The organism is Bradyrhizobium sp. AZCC 1578, from assembly GCF_036924675.1.
Taxonomy (GTDB): Bacteria; Pseudomonadota; Alphaproteobacteria; order Rhizobiales; family Xanthobacteraceae; genus Bradyrhizobium.
Map to the genome: position 1 here is coordinate 5,375,555 of NZ_JAZHRZ010000001.1, position 12,150 is coordinate 5,387,704.

Here is a 12,150-nt window from a genome sequence, read left to right on the forward strand (position 1 = left end):
TCCTTCGATGCGTTCTATATTATAGAACACAGTTCTAAATCAAAAGTAGCCGTACCGCCACGAGGCTGTCAACGCGTTTGTGCCGGCGACACGTATGGGCGGGGAGCTCGCGCGTCTTGCGCGAAAAATCGCGATGACCCGCGGCCAGGCGAGCGGATTTTTCTTCCTCTCTTGACAAGCCTGAGTGTCGGGCCAACAATAATTCAGAATGGCGTTCTACAATATAGAACACGGGGAGGAGCGAATGGGTGAGCCTCTGGCGTTGCGCGCTGAGCGTTCCGGCGAGGCGAGCGCCTTTGCATCGCATGGCGGTCGCTATCGGGAGCGAAGCGCGATCGGGTCGAGCATCGCCATCCGCGACGTCGTGAAGAATTACGGACACTTCCTCGCGGTCGATCGCATCAGTCTCGACATCGAGCCCGGCGAGTTCATTACGCTGCTCGGGCCTTCGGGTAGCGGCAAGACGACGCTGCTCAATCTGCTGGCGGGATTCCAGAAGCTCGACGGCGGCGAAATTCTCGTCGATGGCAAGCCGATCCACCATGTTCCGACGCACAAGCGCGGCTTCGGGATGGTGTTCCAAAGCTATGCTCTCTTTCCGAACATGACGGTGACGCAGAACGTCGCGTTCCCGCTGCACATGGCGGGAGTCGACCGGGCGACCATCGACCGCCGCGTTGCGGAGACGCTGGAGATCATGCGGCTCTCCGAACATGCGAGGAAGTCGCCGTCGCAGATGTCCGGCGGGCAGCAGCAGCGGGTGGCGATTGCGCGCGCCATCGTCATGAGGCCCAAGGTGGTCTTGATGGACGAGCCGCTGAGCGCGCTCGACCGTCGATTGCGCGAGTCGATTCAGATCGAGATCCGCGATCTTCATCAGACGATCGGCAGCACGATTCTCTTCGTCACGCACGACCAGGGCGAGGCGCTGACGATGAGTGACCGAATCGCGGTGCTGGACGCCGGTAAGATCGTCCAGGTTGGCCGTCCCTTGGAGATCTACCGCCACCCCATCAACCGCTTCGTCGCCTCTTTCGTCGGCGAGAGCAATTTGGTCGAGGCGGAAATCGTGCAAAAGCGCGGGTCGACGATGACGCTGAAGAACCGCGCCGGATACGTGTTCAACGCCGAGAGCCGCGACGCGATCGATGTCGGCCGTGCAACCGTGCTGGTGCGCCCGGAGCGCATCGCGGTCTCGAACGAGGCGACCGCCAACTCGGCGCTGGTCACTGTCACGTCGGCAATCTTCCTCGGCGAGATCCTGCGCATCGAAGCGCGCATGGAGGGCGGCGAAACGTTGCTGATCCGCTGCACCGACACCGCGGACCGGCCGCTGCCGGCCGTCGGCGACCGCCTCCATGTCAGTTGGGGCGCCGAAGACTGCTGGGTGTTGGCATGACCGCGGCATCGATCGGCGTACAACCGGGCCGCTTCGTGGTCTCGGGCCTTTGGCGACTGAAGGGCTCGACGCTCCTGCTACTGCCGGCTGCGGCCTTCCTCGCATTCGCCTACCTGCTGCCGCTGATCGATCTGATCCGGATCAGCCTGAGCGGGCCGACGTGGTCGGTCTATTTCGAGCGGGTCTTCGCCATTCCGCTTTACTGGGATTCGCTCGTGCGCACGATGCAGATCTCGGTCACCGTTGCATTTCTCTGCCTGCTGTTCGGCTATCCTACAGCACTCCTCATTCATCGCAGCCGCGGCATCATCCAGGTGCTGATTGCCACCGCGATCGTGCTGCCCTATTTCATCGCGATCCTGATCCGCACCTATGCCTGGATGGTCCTGCTTGGCCGCAACGGCCCGGTCAACAAGCTGTTGATCTCGGTCGGCATCTTCAGCGAACCGGCGCAGTTGCTCTTCACCCGCGGCACCGTGCTCTTGTGCATGACGGCGGTGCTCCTGCCGCTCATGGTGCTCAGCATCTATTCCAACGTAGCGCGGCTCGACCAAAATCTCACACGCGCTGCGCTCGCAAGCGGTGCCGGCCCGATCGCGGTGTTCTGGCGAGTTCTGCTTCCGCTGACCTTGCCGGGCATCGGCGCGGGCTTCCTCCTGGTCTTCGTCACCGCGCTCGGCTTCTTCATCACGCCGACGCTGCTCGGGGGGCCGGGCGACCAGATGTTTGCCATGCACATCACGCAGCAGGCCGATTCGGTCACCTCGGAAGGCTTTCTCCAGGCGCTCGGAGTGGTTCTCCTCGCGATCACCCTGGCGGTTGTCGCTGTGGCCGGCCATTTCCTCGGTTTCGAGTTCATTTGGGGCGGCGGCAAGCTGTCGGAGGCGGCTCCGGCAAGGGCCGCAGCGACCGCAAGCGGGGCAGGGCCCGACCGGCGCACGGTCGGCACCTTGCTCGCCGATGTGATCGGTTGGCCGTTGTTGAGGCTGCTGGGGCGCTTGCCTGCCAGTTGCGGCGTCTGGACGGTGCGCGGGATGGGCGGCCTGGTAGTCGCCGTCCTCATTCTGCCGATCGTCGTCGTGATGATCATCTCGTTCAGCAGCGCGAGCTACCTGACCTTTCCGCCGCCGGGCTTTTCAGTTCGCTGGTACGAGAAGTTCTTCTCTGATTCCAATTGGATGCTGGCGTTCTCGAACTCGCTGATTGTTGCCGCGATGTCGGCCTGCATCGCTGTCACGCTCGGCACGTCGGCGGCCATGGGCATCGTTAGGAGCAGCATTCGCGGCAAATCTGCGATCATGCTCCTGCTCGTGAGCCCGGTCATTGTCCCACCGGTCGTGCTTGGACTTTCGCTCTACACTCTCTTCCTGCGTTTCGATCTTGTCGGCACGATATTCGGTCTGGCGGCGGCCCATGCGATCGGCGGGCTGCCGATCGTCGTGGTCATCCTGTCCGCCGCGCTTCAGGCTGTCGATCCGAAGCTGGAACAGGCCGCGGCCGTTCATGGCGCGTCGTCGCTGACGGTGTTTCGCAAGGTCATCCTTCCGGCGATCGCACCGGGGCTCGCGGCGGCGACGTTCTTTGCTTTCCTGCACTCGTTCGATGAACTCGTGCTGTCGCTCTTCCTGTCGAGCGCACAGCTGAAGACTCTCCCGCTCATGTTATGGGCGGACGTCAACTATCGGCTCAATCCGGTGCTGGCCGTGGTCTCGACGCTCGAGGTACTGCTGGTGGTGGGAGGCATCGTTCTTGCGCGACCTGTGTTGGCAAGGTCGCGTGAGGCGGCGTGAAACAAGCCAACGGGAGGAGAAGGAACATGCGGGGAATGACGTACCTTGGACGATTGGCATCGCCCTTAACCTCGGCCGTGCTGGTCCTGGCGAGTACGGGCCTTGCGGCCGCACAGGCCAACGTCGTGATCATGCAGGATCCCGGCGGCGGCTACGGCGAGGCGCTGCGTAAGGTAATGTATGACACTTTTGAGAAGGACACTGGAATCAAGGTCGTTACCGTTCAGGAGGCTCGCAGCGGCCCACGCATCAAGGTGCAGGCTGAAGCCGGCAAAGCCCAGTGGGATCTCACCTTCATCTTCGACCAGGAAACCAAGCTGCTCGGCGATTGCTGTCTTGAAAAGATCGACTATTCGAAGTTGTCGGAGCCAGCTCAGAAGACGCTTGCGGCCATGCCCGACAACCTCAAGCGACCAAGGGGCGTCGCGCTCCAGGTGATCGGGGTCGGTCTCGTCTACAACAAGGAGAAGTACAAGGGAGATAATGTTCCGAAGAGCTGGGCCGATTTCTGGGACGTGAAGAAGTTTCCTGGCCGACGCTGCCTGCCTGCCTGGCCGCGGTTTGTCTTCGAGGCCGCGTTGATGGCGGACGGAGTGGAGAAGAGCAAGCTCTACCCGCTGGACATGGAGCGCGCCCTGAAGAAGGTCAAGGAAATCAAGCCTTCCATCGCGAAGTGGTGGACGACTTCCGCTCAGCCACCGCAACTGATGCTCGACGGCGAAGCCGATATGTGCATGGCTTATACCGGCTCCATGAGCAAGCTGGCTCTCGAGGGCGCGCCGGTCGAGTTGGAGTGGAACCAGGGCTTTATCTATTACGATTTCTTTTCGATTCCGAAGGGCGCGCCGCACTACGACAATGCGCTGAAGCTGCTCTCCTGGCGTCTCGACCCCCAACGCGCTGCGCAACTGACTTCGTCGTTTCCGGTTGCGCTGCCGTCTCCTGTCGTCTTCGAGGCGGCGGACCGGAAGATCAGTCGCTACTGGGCCAACAATCCTGCGAACGTTTCAAAAGCGATCGAGTGGAGCCCGGACTACTGGGGCGCGGCGTCGCCGTCGGGCAAATCGACCAACGAGGAGTATGGCCAGGAGAAGCTGAACGCTCTGCTTGCCCAGTAGGAATGGGTCGTCAAGTCGGGTGACCGCGTGCGGAAGACCGCGGTCACCTGTTGGCTATGGCTTCACTTCGGACCATGCTAGAGCGAGTGAACAGATTCGGTTTCATTGAATGGATAAGGCGTTTATCAAGGGACTTCGTCTGCTGGAGACGCTTGCATTGAGCGAGCAGCCTCGCGGCATTACCGATCTTGCGACCGAATTGAAGTTCACCAAAAGCAACGTCCACCGCCTGCTGGCAACGTTGCAGTCCCAGGGCTACGTGCGGCAGATTCCGCAGCACAGCACTTATGAACTCACGACTAAGATCTGGGCGCTCGGTAGCCACGTCATTCACCGCATGGACCTCATCAAGGCAGCGCACCCGGCAATGGAGAAGCTCGCCCAGATAACCGGCGAGACCATCCATCTTTCTGTTCTGGAAGGCACCGACGTCGTCTACGTCGACAAGATTGAAAGCGCTCACCATATCCGCGCCCATACGAGCGTGGGCATGCGCGCACCGGCTTTTACCATGGCGACCGGGAAGGCCATGCTGGCGCACATGCCCGATGAATACCTCGAAAAGTTCCGCCCGCACTTCAGGCGCTACACGGATACAACGCGCACCAACATCAAAGACCTCCGCAAGGACATCGAACTGGCGAGGGCGCAGGGCTTTTCCTCGGTGTTGCACGGCGAATGGCGCGAGGGCATCGCGGCCTGCGCCTGCGCGATCCTCGGCCGATCTGGAGAACTCGTCGGGGCAATCGGCATGTCCGGCCCCGACTCGCGCATCAAGCGCAATCAAATCAAGGAATATTCCGTCCACGTAATGGAGGCGGCCCGGACCATCAGCGCGGCGCTCGGCTATCGAGATCTCAGCGCTGCGGCCGAGCCACAGGCGCTGAGGCGGGCCGGCGGAAAGCTCATGCGAGGTACGAGATGATTCATGACCGAGTTATCTTTTGGCTCGCAGTACGATGAACCCATTTTCAGCCAGCGCCAACCCGGCTTCGATTGGCGCCGATCCGGTGCTACTTGAACGGCTATCAAGCGCGCTACCGCGCAACGCCCTGCTGGTCGGCGACGCGATCGACGCGCGCTATCGGGAGGACCGGAGAGGCAAGTTCTCTGCGCCGCCGCTCTTCGTCATGCGGCCGGGGTCGACCATCGAGGTTTCCGCCTGCCTTGCCGCGTGCAATGATTTTACGCAGCCGCTTGCCGTGCATGGCGGGCGCACTGGGCTCTCGGGCGGCCATCGTGTTGTAGAGGGCGAGGCGGTGCTGTCATTCGAACGAATGACTGAAGTCGACGAGGTGCACGGCGACAGCGCCACGATCACGGCATCCGCCGGCGCGCCTCTGCAGGCCGTGCAGGAAGCGGCGGAGCAGGCCGGCTATCTGTTTGGCGTCGACATCGGATCCAGAGGCACCGCGACGATCGGCGGCAACGTCGCGACGAATGCCGGCGGCATTCGCGTGCTGCGCTATGGCATGTTCCGCGCCCAGGTGGTGGGCCTGGAGACTGTGCTGGCCGACGGCACGATACTGTCTTCGCTGCGCGGCCTAGACAAGGACAACACCGGATACGACTTGAACCAGCTTTTCGTCGGAAGCGAGGGTACGCTCGGCGTAGTCACGCGCGCACGACTGCGCCTGCACCCCAAACCGCTTGTCGAGGCCAATGCCTTTCTCGCCGTGCCGTCGCTTGAGGGGGCGCTGGAACTCCTCAAGCGGCTTCGGGAGGTGCTGGGGTCGTCGGTGTCGGCCTTCGAACTGATGTTTCGCGAAGCCTTCGAGGGTGTCATCGCGTTTCTCGGCATGGCGCGGCCGCTTGATGCGACGGCGCCTGTCTACGTCCTGACCGAGGTTCAGGCGTCGAGGGAGGACGCCAGCATGGAGACGTTCGCCTCCTGCTTGATGCAGGCGCTGGAGGATGGTGTTGCGCTCGACGCCGTCGTCTCGCAGTCGCCGCGCGAATTTCACGCGCTCTGGACCATGCGCGATTCCTGTGCCGACTATGTTCGCAGCCGTGATCATGTCACCGGATGCGACATCAGCGTCCCGATGCATCGGATGGCTGCATTTCTTGAAGCCGGCCAGACAGCGCTCGGGGCCATTGACACTTCCACCGAGTTCATCGTTTTCGGCCATCTGGGTGACGGCAATCTTCATTATGTGATCCGGACGCCGAAGGGTGAGGAAGCCGCCGACAAGATCTATCGGCTGGTTGCCCACCATGGCGGTTCGATCTCGGCCGAGCACGGCATCGGCTTCGACAAGAAGCCGTGGCTGCAACTCTGCCGCAGTAAGGCCGAGATCGAGACGATGCGCCGGCTGAAGATTGCGCTGGACCCAAAGGCCATCCTCAATCGCGGCCGCATCTTTGATTGACGCGGGGCTTTGCTTCGGCTGATCTCCCGGACCACGGCAGCATCCGGTATTGCGTAGCCAGGGCAAATAGCGGCATGCCTAACAACGAGCTGAGTCCAACTCGTTGCACGTCGCTGGTTCACGGTAGCTCAAACTTGCCCACGATGGATCGGAGCGAGAGTTCACCCGACGCGTTCGTGCGCGCCGGCTTCGTGATCAAGTCGTCAATCATGATCAGCATAATCATTTCGGGCTACTGACGGCAGGCCTGAGCTATCGGTCCGTTCTGATGATGCGAGAGCTGGCGCCGACGCGCGCCGAGTTGATGCGAATTTCCGGTACCGACCAATTGACCGGGCTGCTCAACCGACGGGGTTTCGACCAAGCCGCGGGATCGGCCTTGACCAAAGCGCGCGATGCGAGCCTGCGATCAGATCTGATCGACGAGACCACATCGAGATTGAGCGATCGCGGCTTGCGGCGGCGTGCGAATGCCACAGTACCATGCGTCTCGAAGTCGAGGAGACCTTCTCGATGAAAACGCTCCAATCTCACGTTTTGGTTGTGCCGGCTGACGCAGTAAGTGAAACGGGCGATGCTATGTGAGCGTCTTCCGCGCTGGCGACTCGTCTTGGTAGGGTGGAATGCCTGCGAGGTTTGAGCGCACATAGGGGCAGGCGTCGAGTTGATCGCGGTGGTTTTAGCCTTGCATGGAAGAGGGCGGCCTCAATTGATCGGCTCTGTCTGGAGACAATTGGGCGGGGCCGCTTCAAGGGCACACGAAGCGACGCCTAATCGTGCAGTACGCTGGTCTATGTGGGGTTCACGTTGGTCCAATCTGCGCGACTGCGACCACGCTAGACTTGTTTAGTTCGGAGGCAATGAAACACACCGGTTAGGCTTGCCAGTTAACTTTGATGTCCGCACTGGAGGTTAATTCTGGAACACAGTGCGCATCAGGCCAACAGCTCGGCGCCAGTCACAACACGGGTAAAGCTCATCGAGGAAGACGCTCAACCTGAGCCCGAAACGTTGTAGAGCCGCTTAAGTCGATCCGTAATGATCTGGCAGAAAGTCTGGAGTTCCGTCCTGTTGCGAACCGGGCCAGCTGCGGTGCCAAACGACAGCCATGAATTCCACGGGTTAGAGCCGTAGACCGTCACGTTAAACCCGCGCTTGGGGCAACCTTCAATCTTGCTTAGGTCATCGAGGATCATCGTGGCCAGTTCATCTGCTGTCCTCATTCCTTTCGCGGGAGGGGTAAGTGCCAATCCGGCGATTTCTGGCATGCTCGGTAAAGGTGGCGGCTCTTCAAGCGCGATCTCCCGCGCATCTGGCCCCGGGCTCGCCCTCGTCGCGACGGATTGGCGAGTTCGCCGCGCAAGATCACTACCTCGGTTTTCGAACTCCTAGCGGTCCAATCGAGGTGATCGACGGCGATGGGTCCGCCTGCAGGATATGGTGTACCGGCTGAAGGCTTTGACCCACCGGAGCTTGGCTGCAATGCGCGCTGCGACTATGAGCGCTGTCGCGAGGGAACAGGCCAGAGATCGCCTGCGCAAGCTCGTCGCCGCGGGACCAGTTTCAACCGCATGGCGTGCGCTTGCAAGGGCAGGAGGGCGCGAGAACTGCAATTCAGTCGGCTGTGGCCAGGCCGGAAGCTAGGCGAGAAAGAACCGCTTTTTAATCAATCGCTCGATGACCTTCGTTGGTAAGCACGGGCACGTCGTCGCGCATCTCGACCAGGTCGACTTCAATCAAGGTCTTCAGATCGTCTGGATTGACTGGCGTTAATTTCGTTCGCTTGGCTTTGATATCGCGCAGCGCCCAGCGGAGGCGGATTGCCGTGTCCAAATCAAGATCGGCAAGTGGTGAGAGTGGTTGATTTGCTGTCGTCAAGTCGTTTACCGGGCCGCCGTCGACGGTAGTATTCTCTGGGGCAATTGTATTGGTTTGTGAGGGGTCGGCCACGGTTGAAGCGGCTTGCGAACGACCTCTAGACGCCGCCGCTAACATTTCTGCGAATTCGTGAAGTTTGTCGGCTGCGCCCATTTTCCCTTCGCCTTAGAAGCCGGCGGATGCCTGGCCTGCCTTAACGTTCCGAACCGCCGTTGTTATGGCTTCCGAACTGCAGGTCGTTTGGTGTCTTAGTGACATTAGAGAGTCGGCCGTTGTCTTCATATCTCGCTGCGAGATCAAGAAGACACTCTTTGATGAATGGGTCGGCTTTCTCCGCAAGATCGCGCACAATTTGGGCGCGCTGTTTCTTAAATTCATCGTCCAACATAATCGGCCCTCAACACAACAAACAAAGTGCAATGCAGGTAGTATACTGCTTTTAGCTAGTCGCGAAAAGCCTCACGTCAGTCTCCCGGCGGCTTCAACTCGTCTATGACATCGAATTCGAAAGTCGTTCTCTGCCAACTACTCATTGCAGGGTCCTGGTTTGAGAACGCTTTGAGATGATTGACATTGCCAACCTGCTTGCTGGTATCCACATAAATCAAGACTGTTTTCAGGGGGCGCTCAACGGGCAAGCACGCCGGAATAGGCTCAGCCTAATGCGCATCGGCATCACGTCGATGGGCAAATGCACTGGGGACGGCATGATCATCGGTAGCGTTGATTCAATCTTGGCAGTTCAGATTGTCCCCGTAGGGGGGCCGGATACTAGAATCAGAATGGTTTCTGCCTCTAAAGGCAGAGACGATGCCGCGGCGGACCAGGATGAAAGCTTCGACACGTCGCAGCAGGCGCTGGATTGGCTAGGCAATGTCTCCCAACAGCGACCTTGCCGGACAGCATCGAGCCGCCAAAATCGTTGAGGCGACGGGGACCAAAGCCCGCTGGTTCACGCCGGCGGGTTTTCCTTGCCGTGAACCGTCTGGCGCCCTTAGACTGTCGCCATTGATTCAAAAACGGAGTGCGGACGTGGCGACAGGTACAGTTAAGTGGTTCAACGCGACTAAGGGCTATGGATTTATTCAACCCGACAACGGCGGCAAGGATGTTTTTGTGCACATCTCGGCCGTAGAGAGAGCCGGCCTGAGCAGCCTCAATGAGGGTGCCAAAGTGAGCTACGAAGAAATGAGCAACCGTGGCAAAACGTCCGCCGAAAATCTGAGAGTCGGATAAAAATCAATTCCGTCGGCTCGCCGGCATCTGAAAGAGAAACGGCCCCAGCCTGGGGGAAGCGCTGGGGCCGTCATTCCAGTGCGCCATGCGACGGGCCGTGGCGCTTATATCAACGTGGGCGGTCAGTGCCCGTTCCTAAAGGCGGGGATGCGTCCGGTTGCTGACTTTATCGTGTCGGGCTGGGGGGTGCCGGCCGATGCAAACTTAATAGATCGTTAGTCTCAGGTTGCTACGCATGGCCCAATCGCGGAAACCCGCCCAAGCCCCCGCGAGAGTACGAAACCCGCCGACCTCAATCCGGCGGGTTTCTGCGTTATGCGCCCGTGCCCACGTGCGCCTGTGCAAATAGCGGCCTGAGGTCGGCGCCGCGGTGTCCGCAGACCTAAAACAGCGATTCCGAATCGGATAGTCAAAGGCTGTCCGGCCAACGGTTGGCGTCGATCAGGACGGAGTGCGAGCATTTGTGGGCGCCGCAGTAGACGAGCAGCCGGCGAGGACCGGACCAATCTCCCCGAGCGCGATCATCTGTTCGCGTGCTCGGGCCCGGCCGAATCGCCGTTCGGGGGCTTGCCTCTCAGCGGCGTGCGCGCGCATGGGGCGCACGTAAGTGCCGTCGTTGCGAGTATATCCCGCAACATGCTGCGCCTGGGGTCGGACGTCGCTGACTGGACCGCCAGTGCCTACCGCTACTGGCGCGTAGGGCTGTGTCAGTTGCTCCCCAGGTAGGTGGGTTTCCGCCGCTCGAATTAAGAAGGGAAGGGGAGTGAATTTTTGAGGGGCAGAGAGATCCACGATCGGATCTACATGAGCCGTCGAGAGCCAAAGACCACGGCGGCCAGAACGCGAAGCAGCCAAATACACCAAGCTCAATGCCGACATCGGCGAGGAGGGAGGACATGGTGAAGGGCCACAGGTCGACCTCTTCATCGAGGTGGCGAAGGAGGAGTTCTAGAACGTCGTACTGGAATCGACCTGCACTATCGAGATCGAGGAGTTCGGTGCGGCAGACCTCTACCGCTGAAGTTTGGTCAGAGTTTCTGAAGGCGACTCGCCAAATTGCAAACGATAGCTCCTGGCGAAATCGCCCAGGTGCCAAAAACCGCAGGCGAGTGCGCACGCTTTGACGCTACCCATCCCTGCCAGCAGTCGCTGGCGCACGAGCCATAGCCGTCTCAAGCGTAGATATTGATGGAGGCTCATTCCCTGGTGTCGCTGAACCGCATCGTGCAGGGTTCGTACCGAGACGCCGACATTTCGCGCAAGTTCTCCGCTGTAGACTGGACGCCCGATGCTCTCGGACAATACTGCCTGGATGTCCCGGAAAAGTTTGAACTGCCCGATGGAGTTCGCACGAGAGGTCCACCTCGCATCAATAACGTTGGCGAATGCGGCATCGATGGCGGCAACCAGGGACTCCCGCATCGCCGAGGAAACCTCGCCCACTTCGGAGGCATCGAATCCCAAAGAGCTTGATAAGATGTGCCTCACCAGTTCGCGGAGGCGATAATGCGCAGATGCGCTCGTTTCAAACACCTTCCAATTCGGACCTGCTTGGGGCCACCCACGATCTTGCATTTCCTGCGTGAAGATAACCGACGTGAATTGTAGCTCGGTCCGTTCGACCGTAGTGTATGTAGCACCATTGCGTCCGATCACGATAGCCGACCGATCTTTTTCGACCCCGTTGAAGCGAATGGGTGAACCCTCGTCCATCAAAAATCCGACGGCGGTGCAATTTGGGGCAAGTTGGCCTTCGGCAATCCGTGGGAAGGACTGTGCGAAATTGATATCGCAACCCGGCAGATGCAGGATGGTTTGCGCAGCCGAGATTCTCCGCACGAGCGGGGTGAACTCCACGGCCAGATTTCGCACGGCAGTCCGATATTGATCAATGTCGCTGAAGCGAAATACTTTTGGGGCAAGCGTTGGCAGAACGTCGCTGTTCATCACGTAATTGGCGTTGGCAACCGCGGTAGGATCGCCATTATGGCATTGACCTCAGAACGGAGTTTGACGTCCATCAATTTTTGACCACCGGAGTAATACGGATCGAGCTAGGCCGGCGGAAAGGACCAGCCCCCAGCCTTCTTCTCGGGCCTGCCGAATTTCGACATTGTTTCAGTGAACTCTCGGTACCATGCCACCAATCACAGCCGAATATATAACGCTCGATTAACCATTACGGCGTGATCATTCCACCACTTGTACGAGCATGCAACGGCGGATCGACACAGGCCGGTTTGTCACGGCCGCCTAGCTAGTCAAAGCTGGGCTGTCCGAGTGGTGCGTTTGTGTGTGGCTTTCGAGTTTTTGTGTCATTCATTTTCTTTTTTTGCTTCCGACATAACGAAGCAGTG

At 59.9% G+C, this 12,150-nt stretch carries 9 protein-coding genes; 6 read left to right on the forward strand and 3 right to left on the reverse strand.

Going from position 1 to position 12,150, the window contains the following annotated elements:
• The first annotated feature begins 244 nt into the window (after positions 1 to 244).
• The 5 genes from V1290_RS25840 to V1290_RS25860 all read left to right on the forward strand — a co-directional run bounded on the left by V1290_RS25840 (position 245) and on the right by V1290_RS25860 (position 6,679).
• Positions 245 to 1,399: an ABC transporter ATP-binding protein gene (locus V1290_RS25840; RefSeq protein ID WP_334366982.1), complete on the forward strand. Its 1,155-nt coding sequence runs from the start codon at positions 245 to 247 to the stop codon at positions 1,397 to 1,399.
• The gene (locus tag V1290_RS25845; protein WP_334366983.1) at positions 1,396 to 3,189 is read left to right on the forward strand and encodes an ABC transporter permease subunit; all 1,794 of its coding nucleotides are present in this window, start codon (positions 1,396 to 1,398) and stop codon (positions 3,187 to 3,189) included. The genes V1290_RS25840 and V1290_RS25845 overlap by 4 nt, the downstream gene beginning before the upstream one ends.
• 26 nt (positions 3,190 to 3,215) lie before the next feature.
• Complete coding sequence (locus V1290_RS25850) at positions 3,216 to 4,307, forward strand: extracellular solute-binding protein (protein ID WP_334366984.1); 1,092 nt, start codon at positions 3,216 to 3,218, stop codon at positions 4,305 to 4,307.
• 109 nt (positions 4,308 to 4,416) lie between these two features.
• Complete coding sequence (locus V1290_RS25855) at positions 4,417 to 5,232, forward strand: IclR family transcriptional regulator (protein ID WP_334366985.1); 816 nt, start codon at positions 4,417 to 4,419, stop codon at positions 5,230 to 5,232.
• A 34-nt stretch (positions 5,233 to 5,266) separates the two neighbouring features.
• On the forward strand, positions 5,267 to 6,679 hold the full coding sequence (locus tag V1290_RS25860; RefSeq protein ID WP_334366986.1) for an FAD-binding oxidoreductase: 1,413 nt from the start codon (positions 5,267 to 5,269) through the stop codon (positions 6,677 to 6,679).
• Between the two features lie 1,662 nt (positions 6,680 to 8,341).
• On the opposite strand, the gene V1290_RS25865 is transcribed toward V1290_RS25860, so the two are convergent.
• Entirely contained in the window at positions 8,342 to 8,710 is a 369-nt protein-coding gene (locus V1290_RS25865; RefSeq protein ID WP_334366987.1) for a hypothetical protein, read from the reverse strand.
• A 40-nt stretch (positions 8,711 to 8,750) separates the two neighbouring features.
• Positions 8,751 to 8,945 (reverse strand): hypothetical protein, encoded by a 195-nt coding sequence (locus tag V1290_RS25870; protein WP_334366988.1) that lies wholly within the window; start codon positions 8,943 to 8,945, stop codon positions 8,751 to 8,753.
• A gap of 644 nt (positions 8,946 to 9,589) precedes the next feature.
• On the opposite strand from V1290_RS25870, the gene V1290_RS25875 reads away from it, so the two are divergent.
• Positions 9,590 to 9,793 carry a cold-shock protein gene (locus V1290_RS25875; protein ID WP_334369170.1) on the forward strand — a complete coding sequence of 68 codons (204 nt, stop codon included), beginning with the start codon at positions 9,590 to 9,592 and terminating at the stop codon, positions 9,791 to 9,793.
• Positions 9,794 to 10,804: 1,011 nt separating this feature from the next.
• Here the strand turns inward: V1290_RS25875 and V1290_RS25880 are convergent.
• Positions 10,805 to 11,740: a helix-turn-helix domain-containing protein gene (locus V1290_RS25880; protein ID WP_334366989.1), complete on the reverse strand. Its 936-nt coding sequence runs from the start codon at positions 11,738 to 11,740 to the stop codon at positions 10,805 to 10,807.
• Positions 11,741 to 12,150: the final 410 nt, after the last annotated feature.

Coding starts and splice junctions, on each gene's coding strand:
- V1290_RS25840 (WP_334366982.1), top strand. CDS start 245: ATGGGTGAGCCTCTGGCGTTGCGCGCTGAGCGTTCCGGCGAGGCGAGC.
- V1290_RS25845 (WP_334366983.1), top strand. CDS start 1,396: ATGACCGCGGCATCGATCGGCGTACAACCGGGCCGCTTCGTGGTCTCG.
- V1290_RS25850 (WP_334366984.1), top strand. CDS start 3,216: ATGCGGGGAATGACGTACCTTGGACGATTGGCATCGCCCTTAACCTCG.
- V1290_RS25855 (WP_334366985.1), top strand. CDS start 4,417: ATGGATAAGGCGTTTATCAAGGGACTTCGTCTGCTGGAGACGCTTGCA.
- V1290_RS25860 (WP_334366986.1), top strand. CDS start 5,267: ATGAACCCATTTTCAGCCAGCGCCAACCCGGCTTCGATTGGCGCCGAT.
- V1290_RS25865 (WP_334366987.1), bottom strand. CDS start 8,710: ATGGGCGCAGCCGACAAACTTCACGAATTCGCAGAAATGTTAGCGGCG.
- V1290_RS25870 (WP_334366988.1), bottom strand. CDS start 8,945: ATGTTGGACGATGAATTTAAGAAACAGCGCGCCCAAATTGTGCGCGAT.
- V1290_RS25880 (WP_334366989.1), bottom strand. CDS start 11,740: ATGAACAGCGACGTTCTGCCAACGCTTGCCCCAAAAGTATTTCGCTTC.